The following is a 22498-nucleotide window of genomic DNA, read 5'->3' as shown; positions in this document are numbered from 1 at the left end:
GTCACGGTGCGCCGTCCGCGTCCGGCACGTCCACGTCGAACGCGTGGATTGCGACGCGTTCGCGTTCCGCGCTCGACAGGTGGCGCACGCACGGCGCTTCGGCGACCCGCTGCCAGTGCGTCTGCGTGCGGTCGACCGCGAACACGACGACTTCCTTGTGGCGGCGGCCGTCGTTGTGCGCGATGTATTGCAGCGAGTCGGGCACGTCGAACGCGTCATCGGTCGGATTCACGCCGTACGACAGCACGAAGTCGAGCACGAGCGCGCCGTCGTCGAGATGCGGCGGCTTGACGTCGTTGCCGGGATACTCGCGCCATTCGAGGAAGTCGAGGCAGATGTCGATGCCGAACGGCGGCGCTTCGCCGAGCCGATTGTCGAAGCTGTCCGACAGGCGCGGGCCCTGATACGGCGACGACGGCGGCGCGTCGGCCGTCGCGCTTTGCGGCGACACGTCGCTCGTCTTCAGCACCTCGACCAGCGTGCCGTCGCCGAGCTGGAACGTGTGGGCGAGCGGCGTCTCGAGCGCATCGACCGAGTCGCCGTAGTCGATCCACGACGTATGCCGCTTCGGCCAGATCGCCGCGCGGCGCGTTCCGTCGTCGTCGCCGTCACCATCGCCCCCTTCGCCGCGCGCGAGCGGCGGCAGGAAATTGGTCGTCGCGAACGTGAAATTCAGCGACACGTACGGCCCGACGAACGCGCCGTCATCGGGCACGTCGGCCGCCGTCTCGTGCTTGACGAGCATCGCGACGGTACCGGGCAGGAACACGATCGGCCCGTACTGATCCACCGGAAAGCGATCGGCGACCGCGCCGATCGCGCGCCGCACGGGATCGAGCTGCAAGTCGACGATCGCATGGAGTTCGTCGACGTCGTTCAGCGCGTCCCAGGGCACGTTCCAGTAGAACTCGGGCGCGGTGACGAACGTGACGCGGCGTGCATCGTCGTCTTTCGCGTCGCGCCGCACGGCTTCGAACGCGCTCGACAGCGCACCGTTCAGGTGATTGAACAAGATCCCCTGCACGCGCGCTGCATACGCATCGAGCGCTTCGTCGGGCGCACGCAGGGGTTTGCAGTCGCATGAATAGCGCACGGAAACGATTCGGACTGGCTGTTTCATGATGGCTTCCTCTTCCTTGATGGTGGCGGCGCGGCGCTTCAGGCCGCACCGCCGCGGCTTCAAACGGACGTGATGTCGGTGATCCAGAACCACGGGTTCGCGTACGGCCCGTCGATGACCTTGGCGACGGTCTGTCCGGGCCCCGGATCGAGCGTGCCGGGCACCCAGGCTTCGTAGTGGATCGGTGAGAAGTACAGGCGGCCGAACACGTAGTCGAACGCGATGCGTGCGCGATTGCCGCCGCGGAACAGCGCATTCGTGCCGGCCGTGTATTCGACGTAGCCGGTCGTTTGCGCGCCGCCGCCGCGACCGTTCGAATTCGCCTTGAACGTGGCCGCATAGCGTTCGTACAGCTTCGCGCGCTCGGTGAGCCCGGCGAAGGGGTCCGTCGCCGTGCCGTAGATGAGGGTCGGCAGGTAGCGCGGCACGTTCTGGTGGATCTGCCGCATCGCGCCGAGCACGTCGCCGCCGATGTGGCGCCCGGGCGTGCCGCGATCGACGACGCGCGCAGACGTGGCGATTTCGGACATCAGCGCCCGCAACTCGGGCGGCGCGTCGAGCCGCGCGAACGGAATCACGTACATCGGCAGTGCGCAGCCGGTCTGCTGCTTGCCCGCGCGTGGCGTATCGCCGGCATTCGCGATCAGGCCCAGTACGAACGTTTCCCAGCGCAGCGACGCGTTGAAGTCGAGTCCAGACATGAGTGGCTCCTTCGCCGGCATCAGGCCGGCTCGCCGAGCGGGAAACCCTTCGCCGCCCAGTTGTTGAAGCAGGCCGTGCGATCGTCGTTCGGCGCGTAGGTCGCGAGCGTGCCGTCGAGCAGGCCGGCGATCGCATGCTCGGTGCGCGCGAAGCGCAGCGCCTCGGACAACGCGATCACGAGCCGTGTGAGATCGGGCTTGAACGGTGCGGGCTTCGATGCGTCCGCCGGCTTGAGTTTCGACAGCGTCCACACGGCCTGATGGAGGTTGCTCGGATTGATCGTCGGCAATGGATCGGTCGCGTAGCCGAGCCAGCCGTACGAACCGTCGCCGCCGAGCGCTGCCGCGCCGGCCGGCGTGCCGCCCGGAAACGGCCGGATGTCGAATACGAAGGTGCCGCCCTGGCTGACGAAGCCGAGCGTGTACAGCGACGCGTCGACGGCGGGGCCGTTCTTCGCGGCTTGCCACGCGAGGTTCAACAACAGCGACACGCGCGGCGCGCCGGTGTCGTCGCCGATCACGACGTCGACGGCTTGCCGCGTCGCGCGCGTGCCGTTCTGGCGGATCGCGTCGCGCAGCGCCGTGAGGTCGTCCTGGTAGTCACGGCCGGTGGTGAGTCGAAGTTGCACGATGTTCGCTCCTGCAGATAACCCGGCGTTGCTCGGCCGTCGAGACGGCGCGCGGGTCGAAGCGAATGCGCTGCCGTGCGGCCACTGTGCGTGGTGCGCGGCGGGCGAACAATGCGGCAGAAGTCATTGGCCGGGGTGTGACCGAACACCCGGGAAGCGGGTGTCGGAGTCGGTCGGCGCAGGTGGCGAAGGGGAGAAGGTTCGAAGGTGCGAAGGGGCGAGGCGACCGCGTGTGGAAGATCGGCGACTTCGGCGGCGTGCTTCATGTGTTGCCGGGCGGCATGAGCGCCGCGCGCCGAAAAGCACAACGGCCAGATTTGCCGGTAGCGGCAAACCTGGCCGTTGGCGTGACTGCCGCCGAACGCGTGTTACTCGAACGTTTCGAGCGCGAGCAGTTCGTCGATCGTCTGCCGGCGGCGGATCAGCCGCGGCGTGCCGCGATCGACGAGCACCTCCGGCGCGAGCGGCCGGCTGTTGTAGTTCGAGGACATCGACGCGCCGTAGGCGCCCGCATCGTGCAGGAACAGCAGGTCACCGATCTGCGGCTGCGCGAGCTTGCGGTGCGTGACCACGCCGCCCGCGTCCTGCGTGAACACGTCGCCGGACTCGCACAGCGGCCCCGCGATCGCGATGTCGACGAGCGGCCGGCCGGCCGGCAGCGCGCCGTCCTGCGTGTGGACGGACACCGCGTGGTAGCTACCGTACATCGACGGACGCATCAGGTCGTTGAAGCCCGCGTCGATCAGCACGAAGTCGTGCTTCGGACGGCGGTTCACGGCCTGCACTTCGGTGACGAGCGTGCCGGCCTCGGCGACGAGGAAGCGGCCCGGTTCGATCTCGATGCGCACCGCGTGGCCGAGATGCCGTTCGATCCGCTTGCGCGCGGCATCCCACTGGCTGAAGTAGTGACCGACGTCGACGCGCGGCTCGCCGTCGCGATACGGAATCGACAGCCCGCCGCCGGCGGAGATCGCTTCGATGTCGTGGCCGAGCGACGTGACGAGGTCGACCATCGCATCGCACACCTGCGACAGGTGGCCGTAGTCGACGCCCGAGCCGATATGCATGTGGATGCCGACCAGCTTGAGCCCGTACTGGCGCACGATCTCGATCGCGCGCGGCACGTCGTCGATCCAGATCCCGTGCTTGCTCTGCGGGCCGCCGGTGTTGGTCTTGTTGCTGTGGCCGTGGCCGAAGCCGGGATTCACGCGCAGCCACACGCGATGGCCGGGCGCATGCTCGCCGACGCGCGCGAGCATGTCGAGCGAGCCGGCGTTCACGGTCACGCCGTGCTTCAGCACGGCCGCGAGCGTCGGACGGTCGATCAGGTCGGCCGTGAACACGACGCCTTCCGGCTCGCCCGCCGGACTGAACCCGGCCGCGAGGCTGCGCTCGATCTCGCCGAGCGACACGGCGTCGACGCACGCGCCTTCCTCGCGCATCAGCTTCAGGATATGCAGGTTCGAGTTCGCCTTCTGCGCATAGCGGATCACGTCGAACTGGCGCAGTTGGGCGATGCGGTCGCGGATGACGTCGGCGTCGTACACCCACAGCGGGGTGCCGTATTGCTGCGCGAGCGTCGCGAGCTGGCGGGAATCGAGGGACATGGCGGATGAATCGGATCGAATGAACGGACAGCTTGAATGATGCGCCTGAATGTCTATACAGTAAAATGCCTGTTTGTCGACATTCGATTCATTTTTGATATAGGCGGCCATGCTCACACACCGGCACATCGAGGTCTTCCGCGCGCTGATGGTCACCGGCAGCACGACGCGCGCGGCCGAGATGCTCTATACGTCGCAGCCCACGATCAGCCGCGAGCTCGCGCGGATGGAGCAGGTGGTCGGCTTCGCGCTGTTCGAGCGCTCGCACGGCCGGTTGCGGCCGACGATGGCCGCGCTCACGCTGTTCGACGACGTGCGGCTCGCGTATGTGGGGCTCGAGCGCGTCGCGGCGACGGCCGCGCGGCTGCGCGAGTTTCGCGACGGCCAGTTGTCGGTGATCGCGCTGCCGGCGTTTTCGCACGCGATCCTGCCCGGCGCATGCCGGCGTTTTCACGACGCGCATGCGGGCGTCAGCGTGTCGGTCGCGACACAGGAGTCGCCGGTGCTCGAGGAGTGGCTGACCGCGCAGCGCTACGATCTCGGGCTGACCGAGCACGACGTCGCGCCGGCCGGCACCGTGCTCACGCCGCTGCTCGAAGTCGACGAGGTGTGCGTGCTGCCGGACGGCCATCCGCTGCTCGCGCAGCGCGCGATCGATCTCGCGGATCTCGCCGATCGCCCGTTCGTGAGCCTGTCGCTGAACGACCCGTACCGGATCCTGATCGACGAGGCGTTCGCGCAGCTCGGTGTCGCGCCGCGTTCGGTGGTCGAGACGCCGTCGGCCGTGTCGGTGTGCGCGTTCGTGCGGCAGGGGCTGGGCGCCGCGATCGTCAATCCGCTGACCGCGCTCGATTTCGTCGGGCGCGACCTGCACGTGCGGCCGCTCACGCGCTCGTTTCCCTACCGCGTCAGCGTGATCGTGCCCGAGCACCGGCCGAAGAGCCTGCTCGTCGACGCATTCGCCGAAGCGCTGCGTGGCGAAGCGCAGGCGATTCGCGAGCGGCTCGCCGCGCTGCCCGGCTGACGACGGCCGTATGATGGGCGTTTCGCTGCGCGCAGCCTGCTTCTCTTCGTCATCTTCACGGAAACGGAACCCGTCATGACCGACGCTTCATCTTCCCCCGGACAACCGACGCTCACCGGCGAGCGCATCGCGCTGCGGCCGCTCGAAGCATCCGACCGGCAGGCTTTGCTCGATGCGGCGGCGGACGGCGAGCTGTGGAACCTGAAGGTCACGGTCGTGCCGGGCGAGGAGACGGTCGACGCCTATCTCGACACGGCGCTGCAAGGCCGCGCGGCCGGCACCGTGATGCCGTTCGTGATCGTCGAGCGTGCGTCGGGCCGCGTGATCGGCAGCACGCGTTTCTGGAAGATCGACCGCAAGAACCGCAAGCTCGAGATCGGTCATACGTGGCTGAGCGCATCGGCGCAGCGCACGCGCGCGAATACCGAAGCGAAATGGCTGCTGCTCGCGTATGCGTTCGACACGCTGCACTGTGTGCGCGTGCAGTTCACGACCGACGAGCTGAACGAGAAGTCACGCGCGGCGATTCTGCGGCTCGGTGCGAAGCAGGAAGGGATCGTGCGTCACGAGCGGATCATGCCCGATGGCCGCAAGCGCAATTCGGTGCGCTTCAGCATCATCGACGACGAATGGCCGGAGGTGAGCGAGCGGTTGCGGGCGAAGCTCGCGACCTGACGCGAGGCGGGTGCCGCGTGCGTCGCGCCGCCGCAAAGGGGGCGGCGACGCGACGACGGGGGAAGCGGCGTGCCGCGCGCGGTGCGCGGCGGGGCAGCGCGTTACTGCGCCGATGCGAGGTGATGACGCTGCGCGAGCTTCTGCGCGGCCGCGTAGTGCGCCTGCAGGATCGGCAGCGCCTGGCGCGCGACTTCCTTCAGCTTCGTGTCGCGGCCCGACGCGATTTCGGCCTGGAATGCCGAGATCGTCTTCTGCTGACCGGCGAGCGCGACCTGCTCGATATACGCCTTGTCGAATTCCGCGCCGCGCAGGGTCTTGATGCTGTCCAGCACGGCCGTGTCGGGATCGTTGGCCGGCACGTCGATGCCGCGCGGGCTGGCCGCGCGCATCGCCTGGATGATCTTCTCATCGTCGGTCGACACGCGTTGCGCGAACGCCTTCACCTGGCTGTCCGACGTGCGCGAATCGGCGATGCGTGCGGCGTCGTGCTGGGTCGACACGGTTTTCGTGCCGTCGTTGATGAAGGCCTGGTCGGCTTCGTGGATGCGCGTCTGCGTGGCGGCTGCCGGTGCGGACGGCGCCGGTTGCGCGGTTTGCGCGGTCGCCGTCACGGCGACGAGAAGCAGGCCAGCGGCAGACAATGCAAGGCGCGAGACTTGGGGAAAGCGGTTCATGGGACCTCCTTTCGATCGGGGCTCTGATTAACGGGCGGATCGCGTGATCCGCAGCTGTGCGAGAGACCGGGCGCGCCCGGGCCGGATTCGATGGCCGCTCTGCCGCGGCGGCGTTCGAAGTGTTTCCCGGCCCGACTGATTCTAGGAGAGCGCTCAGGTAGCAGGTGCAACCGCGCTGTGGTTTGTGTAACGGTTGGTAAGACGAAACGATGGATGCGCGCGCGGCCAGGTAGGGCGTACCTGTTACGTGCATCGTGGCGGCAATTTTTGCGTGCGCAGCGTGCATTCGATCGCTGCAATGCGCGCGCATGTCATCGACGTTTCATCGTTTCGCGGGCGGGTTGTTTCGCGATTCGTCGAATCGAGCGCGCGATTCGTACGGCGTCCTCACACGCGATCGAGCAATGCGTCGAGACGCGGCAGCAACGGCGTCGCGCAATGCGCCTGCAGCGCGTCGGGCGCCGTGTAACCCCATGCGACACCTTGGAATGCGATACGCGCGCGGCGCGCCGCTTCGGCATCGCGGATCTCGTCGCCGACATACAGCACGTCGTCGGGCTGCATGCCCGCTTCGCGCACGAGCGCGCGCAGCCGGCGCGCCTTGCCGAACAGCGGAATGCCGCACGCGAACGTGTCGACGCAACGGCTCGCGTGCGGGCCGAGCCGGTCGCGCACGATGTCCTCGGTGTTCGACGTCGCGATCGCGATGCGGATGCCGCGTGCGGCGAGCGCGTCGAAGGTCGCGTCGACGCCGGGGAACAGCTTTACGTGCGCGATGCGCGGCCGCATCAGCCGGCGCATGTCGAGCGTCACACGCGGCACTTTCCACATCGGCACCTCGAGCGCGCGGATGATCTCGCGCGCCGACATGCCGCGCAGCGCGGGGCGCAGCTCGGGCGTCGCGTCGCGAAAGCCGTGCAGGCGCGATGCCTCCGTGAGCGCCGCGAGAAAGCAGTCGAGCGAATCGGCGAGGGTGCCGTCGAAGTCGAACGCGATGAGTCGATAAGGCATGAAGCGATGCCGCGAGTTGATCGAGCCGGTGACGATATCACCGAATCGAGCCGCGTGGCCCGTGCGAGCGGTTGGGGCCGTAGCGAAGCGGGAGCGTTGGACAGCTTCCTTGCATCGACCGGAATGCCTCCCGCGAAACGCGGTGCATGACATAACGGGCATGAAAGCCCGGTATGCTGTCGACGCTATCGTTTCCCCCGTTTCCTTCGTCTGGACTTCCCTGAAATGAAAATCGCCCGTGCCCGTTCTGCGATGTGGATGCTCGGTGTGTTCGTCGCGTTGACGTCCGTGACGCCCGCGGCCGCCGCCGCGGAGAAGCGCTGCGGATGGCTCGAGAATCCGACGCCGGCCAACTGGTGGCTCGTCGACAAGGACAACAGCTGGACGCTGTCGACCCAGGGCAGCCCGCCGGTGCCGGGCCTCGACGAGATGCCGGACATGTCGACGCGCGGCTGGGTCGTCACCAATGCGGGGATGCACGGTTACGGCTGCGCGTGCCTCGACCTGGAAATCGACCCGCGCACCCGCGAGGTGACGCGGATCGTGGCGGCCCGGCCGCTGCCGCTGAAGCGGTGCAAGGCCGATCGGGCGTTGCCGGCGCCTTGAAGAGGCGGGGACGGCGGCGGGATTGGTGCTACGCGTAGTGGTAGCGGCAGGACACTATGCTGATTTGAAGATCGTCCGCTTCGTAGACGAGGCGGTTCGTATCGTCGATGCGGCGGGACCAGAACCCGGACAGATTGGCCTTCAGCGGTTCGGGTTTGCCGATGCCTTCAAACGGCGTCCGTTGGGCTTCGCGAATGAGCTGGTTGATGCGCTTGAGCGTCTTGCGGTCTTGCCCTTGCCAATAAACGCAGTCGTCCCACGCGTCGGAAGTAAAGAGCACGCGGCGTACGCTCATTCATCGTCCCCCGCCAGCTTGTGCTCTTTCGTCTTGCCCTTGCGCAGTTGCGCGATCGAGCGTTCGAGGTGGGCAACGTTGGCCGGTGAGCGGAGCAGATGAACCGTCTCCATCAGGCTGTCATAGTATTCCTGCGACATGATGACCGCGTTCGGCGCATCGCGACGCGTGATGAGCGTCACGTCCGCGTCGTCGACGACCTGGTCGATGACCGTCTTCAGATTGCCGCGGGCATCCGAAAAGTGAATCGTGCGCATGATTCGCCTCACTTGTACTTTTAACCGTACAAGTATAGCATGGGCGTCCATTGTACGGAATGTTGTACATGTCGAGGCGGCATCGCTTGTCGCCCACCCCGCACCGCGCTATCGTTGCTGCTCCCCCCAGCCGACCGGAGAGCCGACGTGCCCGCAGCCACCCCCGCCCCGCTGAGATTTTCCACCGACAAGCGCGAGCTCGACATCGACGCGATTTTCGATTTCCTGCACCGCGATGCGTACTGGTCGCAGGGCATTCCGCGCGACGTCGTCGAGCGCGCGATCGACGGCTCGCTGTGCTTCGGCGCGTATGTGGGCGACCGGCTCGTCGGATTCGCGCGGCTCGTGACCGACCACGCGACGTTCGCCTACCTGTGCGACGTATTCGTCTTGCCGGCCGAGCGCGGCAACGGCTATGGCCGCGCGCTGATCGACCACGTATTCGCGCAGCCGATGGTGCAGGGCCTGCGCCGCATCATGCTCGTGACGACCGACGCGCACGAACTGTACCGGCCGGTCGGTTTCGGGCCGTCCGCGAATCCCGAACGGCTGATGGAAATCCGCCGCCCCGATATCTACGCGAAACGCTGACGCGCGGCGAGCGCATACAATACGCGCTTTCGTTTTTGCCGAAGGGAAGCAGATCATGACCGAACAGGAAGCCGAACAACTCGCCACGCATCGGCACTACAAGGGCGGGCTGTATCGCTACATTGGCGTCGCCCGTCATTCCGAAACCGAGGAGTCGGTGGTCGTGTACGAGCATCTGTGGCCGCATGCGCGCGGCTTGTGGGTGCGGCCGGAAGCGATGTTCAACGAGAACCTGCCGGACGGCACGCCGCGTTTTCGCAAGCTGCGCGACTGAACTGAGCACGCCCGCCGACCGCACGACGAGCGGTGCCGGCGCCCGGCCTAGCCGGCGGCGCCCGGCGTGTCGCGCGGCGCGGACTCCCGGTGCATCGCCAGCGCGAAGAAGCGCCGGATTTCGTCCATCAACTCCGCACGCGCAGATGCGAAATCGAAGGCGCGCCGGTTGTCGTGCGCGAAGCGCCGGCGCCACTCGTCCGCCGCATGCCGTGCTTCGCGTGCGCGCAGGTCGTCGAGTTCGGGCGTGCGCAGTGCGTGGTCGGCAATCAGCGTCACGCCGTCGCGGCTGACTTCCAGCAGGCCACCCGCGACGAGCAGCCGGCGGTGTTCGCCGCCCGGTGCGGCAACGAGCGTCACGACGCCGGGCCGCAGCCGCGTGAGCAGCGGCGCGTGATGCGGGTAGATGCCCAGCTCGCCGCTTTCCCCGGGCACGACGACGAAATGTGCGTCGCCCGAATACAGCACGTCTTCCACGCTGAGGATGTCGAGCTTCATCGACGTCGGCATGCGTGCCTCCTTCAGACCGCCGCCGCGCCGGCGACGATCTCGCACAGCTCGGTGGTGATCTGCGCCTGGCGCGTCTTCTGGTACAGGTGCCGCAGCTCGCGCAGCACGCGATCGGCGTTCTCCGTCGCGGTCTGCATGCTGAACATCCGCGCGCACTGCTCGCACGCGTAATTCTCGACGACGGCCTGGTAGAGCGTCGCCTCGACGTAGCGCAGCAGCAAGGTATCCACGGCCGGTTTCGGCGCGGGCTCGTACAGATAGTCGGATGTCGCGGTGTCGCCGGGCGGCGTGCCGGTGTCGAGGCCGGTGAGCGGCAGCACCGCGTCGATGCGCGGCGAATACGCGAGCGGGCTCGTCAACCGGTTGTACGCGATATGCAGTTCGTCCAGTTCGCCGTTGACGAATGCGGTGAGCGGCACGAGCAGCGCGCCGAGCAGCTGCTCGAAGTGCGGCGCGGCGGCGAGGCCGCTCGCGCGGGCGGTGATGGTCGCGCCATGGCGCATCAGCGGCGCAATGCCGCGTGCGCCGATCACGCTGAGTTCGCACGCGACGCCGGCGCGGTTCCAGCGTTCGAGCGCATCCACGCATTCGACCAGCAGCCGCGTATTGAGCGGGCCGCACAGCCCGCGATCGGTGCTGACGACGATCAGGCCGACGCGGCGCACGGGCGTGCGTCTCGCCATCAGCGCGGAGACGTGGCCGGACCGGTCGCGCAGCACGCGCTCGGCCATCTCCCGGATGCGCGCCGCATAGGGCCGGAAATCGCGCGCCCGCCGCTGCGCGCCCGCCATCTTGGTGCGAGCCATCATTTCCATCGCCTTCGTGATCTTGCGCGTGGACGAGGTACTGCTGATCTTCGAGCGGATTTCGCGGATGTGCATGTGAGGCGGGGAGGCAGGTCGCCCGGTGTCGCCGGTGCGCTGTGGCGACGCGATGTCGGCCGCGAGTGCGGCAGCGAGGTCGGCGGATATCGCGCCGCGGCCATCGAACTGTCATCGCGCGATTTCATGCTATCGGGATTTCACCTGAAACGATTGACGACGATCAAGCGATCGCTTCCGGTTACGGACCAGAATGGTTTCGTCGATCGTCGCACCGGGCGTTCGATGACCGATTGCCGTCCGCATCGGAAGATCGTTGCGAACGCATCGAAAGACGCAAACGTCACGCATACGTCACGGCCGCGCGCGTGACGTGCGATTCGCCGCGGGTGCAGCGCGGACGATCGTCGCGCAGCGCGCGTACGGCTTTTTCCCTTCATGTTCCCAGTAGCCAGGAATTCGATGAATTCAGTGAATTCGAGCGATACCGATACCGTCCCGCCTTCCGCGACGTCCGCCAGCGCGCCGGCGTTGCCGATCTTCTGGCCGATGGCCGCCGCCGCCGCGATGGTCCGGCTCGGCTCGGCACTCACCGCGCGCAACCTGCGTTTCGTCGCGGAAGAGGAGAAACTGCATTGCGAACCGCATCCGGCGCTGGCGTCGCCGAACCGCGCGCTGCTGGAACTGCGCACGATGACGTTCCGCGATTATTCGGTCGCGCCGGCGCACGGGCTGCCGACGATCGTCGAAGCGCCGTATGCGGGACACCGGGCGATGATCGCCGACTATCAGCCGGGGCAGAGCCTGATGCAGACGCTGCGCGAGCACGGCGTGACGCGCGTGTACCTGACCGACTGGCGCTCGGCGACCGAAGACATGCGGGACCTCGAGATCGACCAGTACCTGGCCGAGCTGAACGTCTGCGTCGACGAACTCGGCGGGCGCGTGAATCTCGTCGGTCTGTGCCAGGGCGGGTGGATGTCCGCGATGTATGCGGCGCGCTTTCCGCACAAGGTCGCGAGCCTCGTGCTCGCGGGCGCGCCGATCGACACGGATGCGGGCGACGGTCCGATCAAGCAGATGGCGCACACCTATCCGACGTCGTTCTACGAGGAACTGGTGACGATGGGCGGCGGCCTGATGCGCGGGCGCTTCATGCTGCGCGGCTGGAAGAACATGCATCCCGACCAGCACTATCTCGCCGAGCACGTCGACCTGTACGAACACCTCGACGATGCGGACTACCTGCGCAAGCGCGAAGCATTCGCGAACTGGTACGAAAGTCCGATCGACCTGCCGGGGCGCTGGTATCTGCAGGCGATCGTGCAGATCTTCAAGGAGAACCGGCTCGCGAAGGGCACGTTCGTCGCGCTCGGGCGGATGCTCGACCTGAAGGCGATCACGTGCCCCGTTTATCTGCTTGCCGGCGCGGCCGACGACATCACGACGCAGGAGCAGGTGTTCGCCGCGCAGGACCTGGTGGGGACGCCCGCCTCGCAGGTGACGCGCCAACTCGTGCCGGGCGGACATATCGGGCTGTTCATGGGATCGCGCACGCTGAAGGACGTGTGGCCGGGCATTGCCCGCTGGATTGCCGCGAAGCGGTAGCGGTTGCAGCGGAGGCCCACCGCGCGGTGGGCATGCGCGGCGGCGACTCGATGCGTCGGCGCGTCGATGGGTCGATGCGGCAGTGCGTCGATACGGCAACGGTGCCGGCGCGCATGCATGCGGCGGGCGAGCGGTCGCGCCGCCGCGGCAGATCAGCCGCCGAGCAGTGCGTCCGCGAGCGCTGTCGGCGCGTGCCCGACCGTGACTTCCGGCGTGCCATGCCACGCCGCCAGCCGTTTCACGGCCTTCGCGACGTCGGCCGCGAGCCCCGTACCGAACCGCACGCCCGGCTCGACATGCACCGTCTTCAACTCGAACGTGCCGAGCGCGCGATGCGCTTTCGCGTCGACGCGCCCGATCAGCCGGCCGCGATGCAGCACCGGCAGGCAGAAATAGCCGTAGCGCCGCTTGTGCGCGGGCGTATAGCACTCGATCGTGTAGTCGAACCCGAACAGCGTCGAGGCGCGCCGCCGGTCCCATACCACCGGATCGAACGGCGACAGCAGCGTCGTGACCGTCGAGCGCAGCGTGTCGGCCGCGGCGGCCGGCAGCAGCGCGTCGAGCGAGCGATGCACGTAGGCCGGCTCCTTCCAGTCGGCGACCTCCACCGGGATCAGCTCGCCCGCGTCCGCGAGCCGCTCGAGTTCCGCGCGGTACGAACGGCGCGGCAGCCGGTAGTAATCGGCCACCCAGTCCGCGCGCACGATCCCGAGTGCGCGACACGTGTAGTCGAGCAGCGAGGGCAGCACCGCGTCGCGCGGCGGCAGGTCGCGCGCATCGTCCCAGTCGGGCAGCACGCGTTCGCGCACGTCGTAGATGCGCTGGAAATTGCGGCGCTCGGACACCATCAGGTGGCCGGTCGTGAACAGCACTTCCAGGTGTTTTTTCTCGGGCTTGCGGTCCCACCAGCCGTTGCCTTTCACCCCGTCTTCCCGGATGAAATCGGCGGACCGCACGGGGCCTTCGTCGCGTATGCGCGCGAGCAGCCGCTCGATCTCGGCGCGGTTCTGCGCGTGCCAGTCGGCCGCGTATTTCCAGCCCATCCCCGACGGATCGAGCATCTTGTAGCGCATCAGCCCGAATTGCTCGACCGGCAGGAAGCACGCTTCGTGCGACCAGTATTCGAACAGGCGCGCCTCGGCGAGATGCTCGTCGAGCCACTGCGGGGCGAAGTCGCCGAGACGGCTGAACAGCACGAGATACGGACTGCGCGCGACGACATGAATCGTATCGATCTGTAACTGCGCCATCCGGCGGATCGTGTCGAGCACGTCGGCCTTGGTGGCCTTGCGGCGGGGCGGGGTCAGCAGGCCCTGCGCGGCGAGATGCAGCGCGCGGGCGGCGGCGAGCGAAAGCGTGAGCATCGGAGCGGCGGCTGAAGGTGGCGGTCGGGCACCACTTTAGCGCGAAAGCGGCGCACGTGTGCGACGCTTTCGCGCGACACGTCTGACAATGCTTGACAGATGCGCGGCGCGACTTTCCCTATAGTGCAGTCATGGCGCGACGAAATGTGCGCGCAACGATTCGGCTTCCGACGCACATATGTCCATGGCACGCAGGAAGCAGATCCGGGATTCTCAACCCCCAACGAGAGACCCGGAGCCCTGAGCGGACATCCATGCGGCTGTGCACCGGCCCCGTGTGGATGTCCGCTGATTTTTTTGTTGTTTCGCTTTTCCGCCGCCAGCCTTTTCCCGCCAGCCAGCCCGTTCATTGCCGCTTGCCGCGCGCGACCTCGTCGCCGGCGCCGGGCGGCAGCCGCCGCGTGATCGGAATCGATGCGAACGAACACAGCCCGACCACGACGAACGCGGGCCAGAAATCCGACCACACCATCGTCTGATGCCCCTGCAGCCAGTGCGACAGGTGCAGCACGAGGCCGGCGACCGTCACGCCGAGCCCGAGCGACATCTGCTGCACGACACTGCCGAGGCTCGTCGCGCGGCCTGCATCGGCCTGCGAAATATCCGCGTAGATCATCGAATTCAGGCTCGTGAACTGCAGCGCGGGGAAGATCCCGCCGACCAGCACGATCATCCAGATCGCCCAGGTCGCCATGCCCGGATGGAACACGCCGTAGGCGGCGATCGCGAGCCCGGCGAACGCGGCGTTGTAGATCAGCACCGTGCGAAAGCCGAAGCGGCGCAACGTATGGGTGGCCGTCGAGCGGCTCACCGCGCCGCCGAGTGCCGATGCGCAGGTGATCAGCCCGGAGTGGAACGCGCTCATGCCGAGGCCTTCCTGCAGCGCGAGCGGCAGCAGGAACGGCACGGCGCCGAGGCCGATGCGGAACAGCGACCCGCCGACCACGCTCGCGTGGTAAGTCGGGATCTTCAGGAAACTGAGGTCGAGCACGGGGCGCGCCTTGCGGCGCGCGTACGGCACGTAGAGCGCGAGCATCGCCGCGCCGGCTGCGCACATCAGGAGCGCGTTGCCGCGCGACGTGAGCGCGCCGTCGATCAGCGTGAGCCCCATCAGCAGCAGCGCGGCGCCGCTCGCCGACAGCAGGAAGCCGAACCAGTCGAGCGGGCCGGGATCGGCCTCGTGCGTGTTCGCGATGTGCTTGCTCGCGAGGTAGATCCCGTAGATGCCGATCGGCACGTTGATGAAGAAGATCATCCGCCAGTGCAGGTAGGTCGTGATGAAGCCGCCGACGAGCGGCCCGACCGTCGGCCCGAACAGCGCGGGAATCGCGAGGTAGTTCATCGCGCGCACGAGATCGGAGCGCGGCACCGCGCGGAAGATGATGATCCGGCCGACCGGCACCATCATCGCGCCGCCGACGCCCTGCACGAAGCGCGCGAACGTGAGCACGCCGAGGGAATTGGAGGCCGCGCACATCAGCGAGCCGGCGACGAAGATGCCGATCGCGGTGCGGAACACGGAGCGCGCGCTGAAGCGGTCGGCAAGCCATCCGCAGATCGGGATGAAGACGCCGAGGCCGACCACGTAGGCCGTGATCGCAATGTTCAGTGTGACGGGATTGTGCCCGAAGTCCCTCGCCATCGCGGGCAGGGCGGTGACGATGATGTTCGCGTCGACGCTTTCCATGAACAACGCACAGGCAACGATGAGCGGTGCTAGAAAGACGGGCGACATGGGCAGGGCGCGCGGTAAAGACGCCATTATGCCCACAATGTGGTCGTTGCGTCACGCGAGACAACGCTCGTTCCGCATGTTGCAACAGTCGTTCCTGTTAGCGCGCGTGGAAGAAGAGACGACCGCGCTGCCGGTGCGGTCCATGACGTGACACATGACGCGCGCCCCCGGAGGCGGCCGCGAAACTTGCGTGCGATGCGCGTTTCGTGCGACAGTCGGAACTCATCTGCGGATGACAACGACGCGCATCGATCGACGGCCATCGAGACGAGCGCACGCGCGAACGAGACCCCTGCCGAACCATTCATCATCGAAAGGAGGGGACACGTCATGACGTCACGTCGCGCCGCATCGACCGCATCGCATCCTGCCTCGCATCCGTCCGTGCCCGCGCCGCGTCTGCGCTGGGCCGCCGTGCTCGCCGTCGCTTACCTCGCGGTCGCCGGCTGCGCCGCGCAGGCCGACAGTGCGAACCAGGCCGCGATGCAGGCGGCCAGCCAGTCCGCCGCGCCCGCCACGGCGCCGGCTTCCGGCACGCTGCTGCCGCCGCCGAGCCAGCTCTACGGCGACCTGTTCGTCGCGGTGCAGACGGCGCAACTCTATCCCGACCAGAAGACCTTCGTCGACGCGACGCCCAACGCCGATCCGGCGACGATCGTACAGTTGTATCAGCAACAGAAGTCGCAGCCGGGCTTCTCGCTGAAGGCGTTCGTCGACCAGCACTTCACGCCGCCGCCGGAAGGCGGGGTCACGCCGCCCGCGAACCAGACGCTGCGCCAGCACATCGACTGGCTGTGGCCGCAGCTCACGCGCACCAGCACGACGGTGCCGCCGTACAGTTCGCTGATCGCGCTGCCGAAGCCGTATGTGGTGCCGGGCGGCCGCTTCCGCGAAGGCTACTACTGGGATACCTATTTCACGATGCTCGGGCTGCAGGTGTCGGGGCGCGAGGATCTCGTCGACGACATGCTCGACAACTTCGCATACCTGATCGACACGATCGGCCACATCCCGAACGGCAACCGCACCTACTACGCGAGCCGCTCGCAGCCGCCGTTCTTCGCGTACATGGTCACGCTCGCCGCGCAGGCCGAAGGCGACAAGGTCTACCAGAAATACCTGCCGGCGCTGCGCAAGGAGCATGCGTACTGGATGCAGGGCGAAACGACGACGCCGCGCGGGCAGGCCGCGCGCAACGTGGTCGCGATGCCGGACGGTGCGGTGCTGAACCGCTACTGGGACGCGAGCGACACGCCGCGCGACGAGTCGTATCTCGAGGACGTGACGACCGCGAAGGCCGTGCCGGATCGCCCCGCGAACGAGGTGTACCGCGACCTGCGCGCGGGTGCCGAAAGCGGCTGGGACTACAGCTCGCGCTGGTTCGGCGACGGCCGGACGCTCGCGACGATCCGCACGACTGCGATCGTGCCGGTCGACCTGAACAGCCTGATGTTCCATCTCGAGACGACGATCGTGAAAGGCTGCGCGGTCACGCGCGACTTCGCGTGCGTCGCGGATTTCTCCGGACGGGCGGCGCGGCGCGCGTCCGCGATCAACCACTATCTGTGGAACCGTCGCGGCTATTACGGCGACTACGACTGGCAGTTGCGCAAGCCGCGCGACGGCGTGACGGCGGCCGCGCTGTATCCGCTGTTCGCGGGCGTCGCGTGGCCCGAGCGTGCGAAGGCGACCGCGCGCGAGGTGCGCAAGACGCTGCTGCAGCCGGGCGGCCTCGCGACGACGACCGCGAACACGGGCCAGCAATGGGACGCGCCGAACGGCTGGGCGCCGCTGCAGTGGATCGCGATCGACGGGCTGCGCCGCTACGGCGAGCCGGCGCTCGCGAAGGACATCGGCACGCGCTTTCTGACCGACGTGAAGCATGTGTATGCAACCGAAGGCAAGCTCGTCGAGAAGTACGTGGTCGAAGGGGCTGGCGCGGGCGGCGGCGGGGGTGGCGAATATCCGCTGCAGGACGGCTTCGGCTGGACCAACGGCGTCACGCTGAAGCTGCTCGGGCTGTATGGCGAGTGACAGGCCGCGTGCATTGCATGCACGCACCTGAACGAGCACGGGCCGGATCGCCGCGCGCGCGGCAGTCCGGCCCGTTTCGCATGCGCGGATGTCAGAACGTGATCGTCGTGCGCACGCCGACCACCGTTTCGTCGCCGATGCGCGCGCCGGCCGCGTTCGGGTCCGGAATGCCGCCGCCCGGCCGGAAGAAGTGCTGCAGGTCGGCCTGTACCTGCCACCACGGCGCGACCTGGTACTGGTAGGTCGCCTCGATCACCGTTTCCGCGCGCCGCACCGGATAGCCGGGCGTCGTGAACCTGCCGGTGTCGCCGTCGAGCGCACGCGCATGCGAGCCGATCTTCGCGTAGCCGACCGCGATGCCGGCCGTATCGTCGTCGCGGCCCTTGAACGGCGCCTTGAGCGTCACGCCCGCATTCGCCGCGAAATCGACGACGTTGCGATCGCCCGGCGCACCCATCACGCGCGCGAACACGCCGACCGAGCGCGGGCTGTCCGCCGACGGCCGCCATACCATCTGATCCGCGACCGCATAGAAACCGTAGTTACCGTGATGCGTGGCGGGGATCCCGTTGCTGGCCGGATCCGCGAGCGACAGCCCGTCGGTGCCGACGCGCGGATCGTTCGCGTGCTGCGACTGATACCAGAAGCCGAGCTTGTACGTGCCGGGCAGGCCGGCCAGTTGCGGTGCCTTCGGGTCGGCGGGCGGCGCGTTCAGCGCGTACTGGAGTTCGCCGATCACGAACGCGCCGCTGCGCAGGTTGAAGTTGGTGCCGTGCGCGTTCAGCACCTGCGCGTCGCCGTCGCTGCGGCCGGCCGGATTGCCGTCGAACACGCCGACCATCGCGGTCCACGCGTCGGCCGGCTTCACGCGCAGCCGCACGCCGAGCGACGACAGCGGATAGGCAGCGCCGCCGGCCGGCAGGTCGGTCGCCGGCAGCACGGGCCAACCGAACGTCGCGTTCATGAACGTCGCCGCGTACTGGCTGACCATGAATTCCTGGTCGACGCTTTGCTGGCCGATCTTCACGTCGGCCTTGCCGGCGAGGAACGCCTGCTGGTACCAGAGTTCCCACAGCCGCGTGGTCGAATTCGCCTCGATGCCAGTCGCGGTCTGCAGCGTCTGCAAATAACGCTGCGTGAGGTTGGTGCCGTGGATCTGCAACCCGGACACGTTGAACGTGCCGCCCGGCAGGCCGATCGCCTTCTCCGTATCGACGTTGAAGCCGAATTGCGTGAGGCCCTGATAGGCACCGCCGCGCTGCGTGCCGCCCGCGGCGTTGTACAGGTACTCGCTGGTTTCCTGCAGGTTCAGCGTGACGCCGTGATCGCCGAGCACGTCGCGCAGGCCGCCCATGTTGCCGAGCAGGTTCGACCGTTCCCAGAAACCGGTGGGGGCGGGCGCGGCAGCATCGGCGGCCGGTGCGGGGGCGGCGGCAGTGTCGCTGGCTCCGGCGGCCGGTTCGGCCGCGATGGCCGGTGACGACGATTGCGCGAACGCAGGCGCGGCCGCGAGCGACAGCAACAGCGCGGCGAGCGCGTCGAGGCGCGCTGTGCGCGGCGCGGATGCGAAGCGATTTTTCATGCGGGCTCCATGATTCGAGTGATTGGTTTGGCTGAAGCAGTGAAAACGTGAAGCGATGGCGCAGGTGCGGGCGGCGGCGCGCGGGCGTGCTGCGCGTTGCGCGCGTGACCCCGTTACGGCAGCCAGCCGCCGATCCGCCATACGTGCGCGAAGCCGAGGCGCGATGCGGTCGCACAGAGCAGCGCGACGAGCGCGACGGCGGCCGCCATCGCGCCGGCCAGCACGCAGTCGAGCGGGCGCGGTGCCGCCGGCAGGTGCGCGAGCGCGCTGCCGCGCCAGTTGCCGAACGTGTGGGCGAGCGGTGCAAGGGCCGAAGCGAACGAGCGGTCGGACACGACACGCGCGAGTTGCCTGAGTCTGACCATGAGCGATTGAAACGACATGACGTGCCTCCGTCCGGTCCGGCGCATGCCGGACGACGTGATCGAGCACGGGTGCATGACGCGACCGGCGCTCGGCGGTTGGACGTAACGGAGCGTGCGACACGGACGATCCGGCGATGCCGGCCCGGGAGGAAGCGCGCTAACCCGACGATTGCGAGCTAGCGGCGAAAGACATGCGCCTGGCTGCTATCTCGCGATGGCTTGGCCGGCCTGGACCGGCATCGAACTGCAACTGGAGCATGCGTCCACGAAGGGACTCCCTTGATGAATTGGGGCGGATTGTAGTCGCGAGTTTTGCTGCGGTGCAAGCAAAAAAGGCGGCGACGTTGCGCATTTCGCACCGCATGCGGCGCCCCCTCCGGGCCGGTCGATGCCCGCTGCGACCGCCCGCCGGCGGCGCGCGGCGACTGTTGCTCGCACGCATCGGCGGCGCATGCGCGCCGAGGCGCTGAAAGGTTGCGGCGCGTCATTTGGGGCGCGAATCTTTCAGTCCGCATGAACCCGAAAAAATATTCCGTCAAGCCTGTTCCAAAGGGTTGACTTCCGTTTCGGCCGGTCCATAGAATCCGCCATCTTCACTCTTGGGGCCGCCGCCTTGGACGCCTGCAGTAGTCGATCTTCGAACGAAGTTTCCGCCTGAGCGACCGACGTCCGCGCCTCATCGAAGCCGCCGTTTGTCCCCCAGGCAAACGGTGCGCGCAGCAGTATTTCGCAGTAACCCCCTCGTGCACCCTGATTCGCGCCGGTTAGCGTGATGCGTTTGCGCATGCGCCATCCGGTTTCGCCGCCGCCCGGCGCGCGGCCGCGTTCGCGCATGCGTTTCGCATGCACCCGAACGGCGGCCCGCGCGCCGGGCGGCGGCCAACCGTGTTCTCCGGAACACCGCACAGGAGCCGCCATGAACGACAGTGACAGTTGTCCCTTATGCCCGTTGCACCAACAGACCCTTTTGAACCCGGGTCGCAGGGACATTCCGGCCAACTAGCCTGGCACGTCGTTCAGGCCCCGGACTGGCCCCGCACCCACCACGCGGCCGGCATGCATGCCGTTGCCGCCAGGAGCCAGACCATGAACTTCGGCCTTCTGCTGTCGAATCTTCCGCAAGTCACGCGATCGCATCCGCACTACGACGCGATGCCGATGCTCGACGCCCGTCCGCGGGTGTTTTCCCGGTTGTTCAACCGGTTGAAATCGCTGCTTCGCTGAACTGAAACACCGAGCGCGTCTCGGCATGCGCGCGCGGGCCCCGGGCCTGTTACGCGCGCGTATTCCAAGACCACACGCTTGACCGAAAAAAACCAGCCGTACGGAATTCATCATGTCCACGCCATCCAACGTCTCTCCACCGATCGCCGTCGAACGCAGTGCCGTGCTCGACGAAGCCCACCTGGGCGACATCCGCGGCGCGCTCGGCACCATCGCGCATCACGACACCGCCGCGCGCGGCACGTGGTGGGCGCGCCTGCGCACGCTGCTCGCGATCATCGGCCCCGGCCTCATCGTGATGGTCGGCGACAACGATGCGGGCGCCTTCGGCACCTATACGCAGGCCGGCCAGAACTACGGGACGACGCTGCTGTGGACGCTGCTGCTGCTCGTGCCGGTGCTGTACGTGAACCAGGAAATGGTGCTGCGCCTCGGCGCGGTCACGGGCGTCGGCCATGCGCGCCTGATCTTCGAGCGCTTCGGCAAGTTCTGGGGCGCGTTCAGCGTGATCGACCTGTTCCTGCTCAACGCGCTGACGATCGTCACCGAGTTCATCGGCATCACGTTCGTGCTGGCTTTCTTCGGGCTCCCGAAGATCGCGGGCGTGTGCGTGGCGGCCGCGCTGACGATGGCGGCCGTGAGTACCGGCGACTTCAGGCGCTTCGAGCGGTTCGCGATCGTGCTGTGCGTGCTGAGCCTGCTGCTCGTGCCGGTGCTCGTGTCGATCCACCCGCCGGTGGCGCAGATGTCGCGCGACTTCTTCGTGCCGAACTGGCCCACGCACGCGAAGCTGTCCGACGTGATGCTGCTCGTGATCGGCATCGTCGGCACGACGGTCGCGCCGTGGCAGCTGTTCTTCCAGCAGAGCTACGTGATCGACAAGCGCATCACGCCGCGCTTCATGAAGTACGAGAAGGTCGATCTGTGGATCGGCATCGCGTTCGTGCTGATCGGCGCGGTCGCGATGATCGGCTTCAGCGCGGCGCTGTTCGGCGGCCATTCGGAGGCGGGCAACTTCAGCGACGCGGGCGGCGTGATCGCGGGCCTCGAGAAGTATGCGGGCCGCACCAGCGCGACGCTGTTCGCGGTCGCGCTGCTCGACGCGTGCATCATCGGCGCGGCGGCGGTGTCGCTGTCGACCGCGTACGCGATCGGCGACGTGTTCAAGATCCGTCATTCGCTGCATCGCGGCGTGTCCGATGCGAAGGGCTTCTATCTCGTCTACTTCGGGATCGTCGCGGCCGCTGCCGCGCTCGTGCTGATCCCGGGCAGCCCGCTCGGCCTGCTGACCGAAGCGGTGCAGACGCTCGCGGGCGTGCTGCTGCCGAGCGCGACGGTGTTCCTGCTCGTGCTGTGCAACGATCGCCAGGTGCTCGGCCCGTGGGTCAACTCGACGAAGCTCAACATCTTCACGGGCGCGGTGATCTGGGTGCTCGTGCTGCTGTCGATCATCCTGACCGCGTCGGTGATGTATCCGGACATCAGCGGCGAAGCGATCATCGACGTGCTGGTCGGCGGCACCGTGCTCGCGATCACCGGCTATCTCGCGACGGTGCTGATCCGCCGCAACAAGCGCGTCGTCGAGCCGGGCATCGATCGCGCGCTGCGCGCCACCTGGCGCATGCCGCCGCTCGACACGCTCGAACCGCAGAACATGACGGTCGCGACGCGCGTCTGGATGGCCGTGCTGCGCGGCTATCTGGTGATCGCGGTCGGTCTCGTGATCGTCAAGGTCGTGCAGATGACGCTGCTGAAGTAACGCCGTTCGGCGTCATCTCCTGGTGTGCGCACA

At 67.6% G+C, this 22498-nt stretch carries 25 protein-coding genes; 10 read left to right on the top strand and 15 right to left on the bottom strand.

All coding sequences use genetic code 11. The features are described from left to right. Position 1: 1 nt before the first annotated feature. The 4 genes from DIE17_RS11970 to lysA form a co-directional block, all read right to left on the bottom strand. Complete coding sequence (locus DIE17_RS11970; protein ID WP_124522385.1) at positions 2-1120, bottom strand: hypothetical protein; 1119 nt, start codon at positions 1118-1120, stop codon at positions 2-4. A 59-nt stretch (positions 1121-1179) separates the two neighbouring features. After that, positions 1180-1821, bottom strand: a complete 642-nt coding sequence (locus DIE17_RS11965) for a hypothetical protein (protein WP_124522383.1) — start codon at positions 1819-1821, stop codon at positions 1180-1182. 20 nt (positions 1822-1841) lie between these two features. Beyond that, positions 1842-2450 (bottom strand): ribosome-inactivating family protein, encoded by a 609-nt coding sequence (locus DIE17_RS11960; protein WP_124522381.1) that lies wholly within the window; start codon positions 2448-2450, stop codon positions 1842-1844. Between the two features lie 368 nt (positions 2451-2818). Further along, on the bottom strand, positions 2819-4057 hold the full coding sequence (gene lysA, locus DIE17_RS11955; protein ID WP_124485349.1) for a diaminopimelate decarboxylase: 1239 nt from the start codon (positions 4055-4057) through the stop codon (positions 2819-2821). Positions 4058-4166: 109 nt separating this feature from the next. Here lysA and DIE17_RS11950 point away from each other — a divergent pair, with 109 nt between their 5' ends. Both DIE17_RS11950 and DIE17_RS11945 read left to right on the top strand, forming a co-directional pair. Continuing rightward, positions 4167-5081 carry a LysR family transcriptional regulator gene (locus tag DIE17_RS11950; protein WP_044847589.1) on the top strand — a complete coding sequence of 305 codons (915 nt, stop codon included), beginning with the start codon at positions 4167-4169 and terminating at the stop codon, positions 5079-5081. Between the two features lie 75 nt (positions 5082-5156). Next, positions 5157-5756 (top strand): GNAT family N-acetyltransferase, encoded by a 600-nt coding sequence (locus tag DIE17_RS11945; protein WP_124522379.1) that lies wholly within the window; start codon positions 5157-5159, stop codon positions 5754-5756. 101 nt (positions 5757-5857) lie between these two features. On the opposite strand, the gene DIE17_RS11940 is transcribed toward DIE17_RS11945, so the two are convergent. After that, the gene (locus DIE17_RS11940) at positions 5858-6430 is read right to left on the bottom strand and encodes a DUF4142 domain-containing protein (protein WP_124522377.1); all 573 of its coding nucleotides are present in this window, start codon (positions 6428-6430) and stop codon (positions 5858-5860) included. A 387-nt stretch (positions 6431-6817) separates the two neighbouring features. Continuing rightward, positions 6818-7441, bottom strand: coding sequence for an HAD hydrolase-like protein (locus tag DIE17_RS11935; RefSeq protein ID WP_124485353.1), 624 nt, complete (start codon positions 7439-7441; stop codon positions 6818-6820). A 225-nt stretch (positions 7442-7666) separates the two neighbouring features. On the opposite strand from DIE17_RS11935, the gene DIE17_RS11930 reads away from it, so the two are divergent. Further along, a complete protein-coding gene (locus DIE17_RS11930) occupies positions 7667-8047 on the top strand; it encodes a DUF4087 domain-containing protein (RefSeq protein WP_221624890.1) in 381 nt (126 codons plus the stop codon). 28 nt (positions 8048-8075) lie between these two features. Here DIE17_RS11930 and DIE17_RS11925 read toward each other — a convergent pair whose 3' ends face one another. Together DIE17_RS11925 and DIE17_RS11920 are read right to left on the bottom strand one after the other, a co-directional pair. Continuing rightward, entirely contained in the window at positions 8076-8342 is a 267-nt protein-coding gene (locus DIE17_RS11925; protein WP_060348282.1) for a Txe/YoeB family addiction module toxin, read from the bottom strand. Next, the gene (locus DIE17_RS11920; protein ID WP_059526792.1) at positions 8339-8599 is read right to left on the bottom strand and encodes a type II toxin-antitoxin system Phd/YefM family antitoxin; all 261 of its coding nucleotides are present in this window, start codon (positions 8597-8599) and stop codon (positions 8339-8341) included. Before DIE17_RS11920 ends, DIE17_RS11925 begins: the two co-directional genes overlap by 4 nt. 147 nt (positions 8600-8746) lie before the next feature. On the opposite strand from DIE17_RS11920, the gene DIE17_RS11915 reads away from it, so the two are divergent. Together DIE17_RS11915 and DIE17_RS11910 are read left to right on the top strand one after the other, a co-directional pair. After that, complete coding sequence (locus DIE17_RS11915) at positions 8747-9190, top strand: GNAT family N-acetyltransferase (protein WP_044847594.1); 444 nt, start codon at positions 8747-8749, stop codon at positions 9188-9190. Between the two features lie 55 nt (positions 9191-9245). Then, complete coding sequence (locus DIE17_RS11910; RefSeq protein ID WP_006751720.1) at positions 9246-9464, top strand: DUF1653 domain-containing protein; 219 nt, start codon at positions 9246-9248, stop codon at positions 9462-9464. A gap of 47 nt (positions 9465-9511) precedes the next feature. Here the strand turns inward: DIE17_RS11910 and atpC are convergent, their stop codons facing one another. Together atpC and atpG are read right to left on the bottom strand one after the other, a co-directional pair. Then, positions 9512-9973, bottom strand: coding sequence for an ATP synthase F1 subunit epsilon (gene atpC, locus DIE17_RS11905; RefSeq protein WP_044847595.1), 462 nt, complete (start codon positions 9971-9973; stop codon positions 9512-9514). Positions 9974-9984: 11 nt separating this feature from the next. Further along, positions 9985-10854, bottom strand: coding sequence for an ATP synthase F1 subunit gamma (atpG, locus tag DIE17_RS11900; RefSeq protein ID WP_124522373.1), 870 nt, complete (start codon positions 10852-10854; stop codon positions 9985-9987). A 489-nt stretch (positions 10855-11343) separates the two neighbouring features. On the opposite strand from atpG, the gene DIE17_RS11895 reads away from it, so the two are divergent. After that, complete coding sequence (locus DIE17_RS11895) at positions 11344-12402, top strand: alpha/beta fold hydrolase (RefSeq protein WP_185500300.1); 1059 nt, start codon at positions 11344-11346, stop codon at positions 12400-12402. A gap of 152 nt (positions 12403-12554) precedes the next feature. Here the strand turns inward: DIE17_RS11895 and DIE17_RS11890 are convergent, their stop codons facing one another. Together DIE17_RS11890 and DIE17_RS11885 are read right to left on the bottom strand one after the other, a co-directional pair. After that, entirely contained in the window at positions 12555-13766 is a 1212-nt protein-coding gene (locus DIE17_RS11890; RefSeq protein WP_124920865.1) for a winged helix-turn-helix domain-containing protein, read from the bottom strand. A gap of 346 nt (positions 13767-14112) precedes the next feature. Next, on the bottom strand, positions 14113-15501 hold the full coding sequence (locus DIE17_RS11885; protein ID WP_124485360.1) for an MFS transporter: 1389 nt from the start codon (positions 15499-15501) through the stop codon (positions 14113-14115). On the opposite strand from DIE17_RS11885, the gene DIE17_RS37380 reads away from it, so the two are divergent. Then, positions 15452-15652 (top strand): hypothetical protein, encoded by a 201-nt coding sequence (locus DIE17_RS37380; protein WP_185500302.1) that lies wholly within the window; start codon positions 15452-15454, stop codon positions 15650-15652. The two genes, DIE17_RS11885 and DIE17_RS37380, sit on opposite strands and share 50 nt — an antisense overlap. 179 nt (positions 15653-15831) lie before the next feature. Beyond that, positions 15832-17535 (top strand): alpha,alpha-trehalase TreA, encoded by a 1704-nt coding sequence (gene treA, locus DIE17_RS11880; RefSeq protein ID WP_124522367.1) that lies wholly within the window; start codon positions 15832-15834, stop codon positions 17533-17535. A gap of 91 nt (positions 17536-17626) precedes the next feature. Here treA and DIE17_RS11875 read toward each other — a convergent pair whose 3' ends face one another. From DIE17_RS11875 to DIE17_RS37375, 3 genes are all read right to left on the bottom strand, one after another. Next, positions 17627-19117, bottom strand: a complete 1491-nt coding sequence (locus DIE17_RS11875; protein ID WP_124920864.1) for a carbohydrate porin — start codon at positions 19115-19117, stop codon at positions 17627-17629. 113 nt (positions 19118-19230) lie between these two features. Further along, positions 19231-19500 (bottom strand): hypothetical protein, encoded by a 270-nt coding sequence (locus tag DIE17_RS11870; RefSeq protein ID WP_124893049.1) that lies wholly within the window; start codon positions 19498-19500, stop codon positions 19231-19233. A 486-nt stretch (positions 19501-19986) separates the two neighbouring features. Further along, a complete protein-coding gene (locus tag DIE17_RS37375; RefSeq protein ID WP_185733790.1) occupies positions 19987-20316 on the bottom strand; it encodes a hypothetical protein in 330 nt (109 codons plus the stop codon). Positions 20317-20568: 252 nt separating this feature from the next. Here DIE17_RS37375 and DIE17_RS37370 point away from each other — a divergent pair, with 252 nt between their 5' ends. Then, positions 20569-20706, top strand: a complete 138-nt coding sequence (locus DIE17_RS37370; RefSeq protein ID WP_185500299.1) for a hypothetical protein — start codon at positions 20569-20571, stop codon at positions 20704-20706. A gap of 112 nt (positions 20707-20818) precedes the next feature. Next, positions 20819-22465, top strand: a complete 1647-nt coding sequence (locus DIE17_RS11865) for an Nramp family divalent metal transporter (RefSeq protein WP_044847603.1) — start codon at positions 20819-20821, stop codon at positions 22463-22465. The last annotated feature ends 33 nt before the right edge of the window (positions 22466-22498 follow it).

This window comes from Burkholderia sp. Bp9099, assembly GCF_003857805.1.
GTDB lineage: Bacteria > Pseudomonadota > Gammaproteobacteria > Burkholderiales > Burkholderiaceae > Burkholderia.
Note: the sequence above shows the minus strand (reverse complement) of the source record. Positions and strands in the feature narration are given on the sequence as shown.

Excerpts from the sequence above, each read along its gene's own strand:
- DIE17_RS11970 (WP_124522385.1), bottom strand. The coding sequence starts at position 1,120 with ATGAAACAGCCAGTCCGAATCGTTTCCGTGCGCTATTCATGCGACTGC.
- DIE17_RS11965 (WP_124522383.1), bottom strand. The coding sequence starts at position 1,821 with ATGTCTGGACTCGACTTCAACGCGTCGCTGCGCTGGGAAACGTTCGTA.
- lysA (WP_124485349.1), bottom strand. The coding sequence starts at position 4,057 with ATGTCCCTCGATTCCCGCCAGCTCGCGACGCTCGCGCAGCAATACGGC.
- DIE17_RS11950 (WP_044847589.1), top strand. The coding sequence starts at position 4,167 with ATGCTCACACACCGGCACATCGAGGTCTTCCGCGCGCTGATGGTCACC.
- DIE17_RS11945 (WP_124522379.1), top strand. The coding sequence starts at position 5,157 with ATGACCGACGCTTCATCTTCCCCCGGACAACCGACGCTCACCGGCGAG.
- DIE17_RS11940 (WP_124522377.1), bottom strand. The coding sequence starts at position 6,430 with ATGAACCGCTTTCCCCAAGTCTCGCGCCTTGCATTGTCTGCCGCTGGC.
- DIE17_RS11935 (WP_124485353.1), bottom strand. The coding sequence starts at position 7,441 with ATGCCTTATCGACTCATCGCGTTCGACTTCGACGGCACCCTCGCCGAT.
- DIE17_RS11930 (WP_221624890.1), top strand. The coding sequence starts at position 7,667 with ATGAAAATCGCCCGTGCCCGTTCTGCGATGTGGATGCTCGGTGTGTTC.
- DIE17_RS11925 (WP_060348282.1), bottom strand. The coding sequence starts at position 8,342 with ATGAGCGTACGCCGCGTGCTCTTTACTTCCGACGCGTGGGACGACTGC.
- DIE17_RS11920 (WP_059526792.1), bottom strand. The coding sequence starts at position 8,599 with ATGCGCACGATTCACTTTTCGGATGCCCGCGGCAATCTGAAGACGGTC.
- DIE17_RS11910 (WP_006751720.1), top strand. The coding sequence starts at position 9,246 with ATGACCGAACAGGAAGCCGAACAACTCGCCACGCATCGGCACTACAAG.
- atpC (WP_044847595.1), bottom strand. The coding sequence starts at position 9,973 with ATGCCGACGTCGATGAAGCTCGACATCCTCAGCGTGGAAGACGTGCTG.
- atpG (WP_124522373.1), bottom strand. The coding sequence starts at position 10,854 with ATGCACATCCGCGAAATCCGCTCGAAGATCAGCAGTACCTCGTCCACG.
- DIE17_RS11895 (WP_185500300.1), top strand. The coding sequence starts at position 11,344 with ATGGCCGCCGCCGCCGCGATGGTCCGGCTCGGCTCGGCACTCACCGCG.
- DIE17_RS11890 (WP_124920865.1), bottom strand. The coding sequence starts at position 13,766 with ATGCTCACGCTTTCGCTCGCCGCCGCCCGCGCGCTGCATCTCGCCGCG.
- DIE17_RS37380 (WP_185500302.1), top strand. The coding sequence starts at position 15,452 with ATGAACAACGCACAGGCAACGATGAGCGGTGCTAGAAAGACGGGCGAC.
- DIE17_RS11885 (WP_124485360.1), bottom strand. The coding sequence starts at position 15,501 with ATGTCGCCCGTCTTTCTAGCACCGCTCATCGTTGCCTGTGCGTTGTTC.
- treA (WP_124522367.1), top strand. The coding sequence starts at position 15,832 with ATGACGTCACGTCGCGCCGCATCGACCGCATCGCATCCTGCCTCGCAT.
- DIE17_RS11875 (WP_124920864.1), bottom strand. The coding sequence starts at position 19,117 with ATGAAAAATCGCTTCGCATCCGCGCCGCGCACAGCGCGCCTCGACGCG.
- DIE17_RS11870 (WP_124893049.1), bottom strand. The coding sequence starts at position 19,500 with ATGTCGTTTCAATCGCTCATGGTCAGACTCAGGCAACTCGCGCGTGTC.
- DIE17_RS37375 (WP_185733790.1), bottom strand. The coding sequence starts at position 20,316 with ATGCGCGAACGCGGCCGCGCGCCGGGCGGCGGCGAAACCGGATGGCGC.
- DIE17_RS37370 (WP_185500299.1), top strand. The coding sequence starts at position 20,569 with ATGAACTTCGGCCTTCTGCTGTCGAATCTTCCGCAAGTCACGCGATCG.
- DIE17_RS11865 (WP_044847603.1), top strand. The coding sequence starts at position 20,819 with ATGTCCACGCCATCCAACGTCTCTCCACCGATCGCCGTCGAACGCAGT.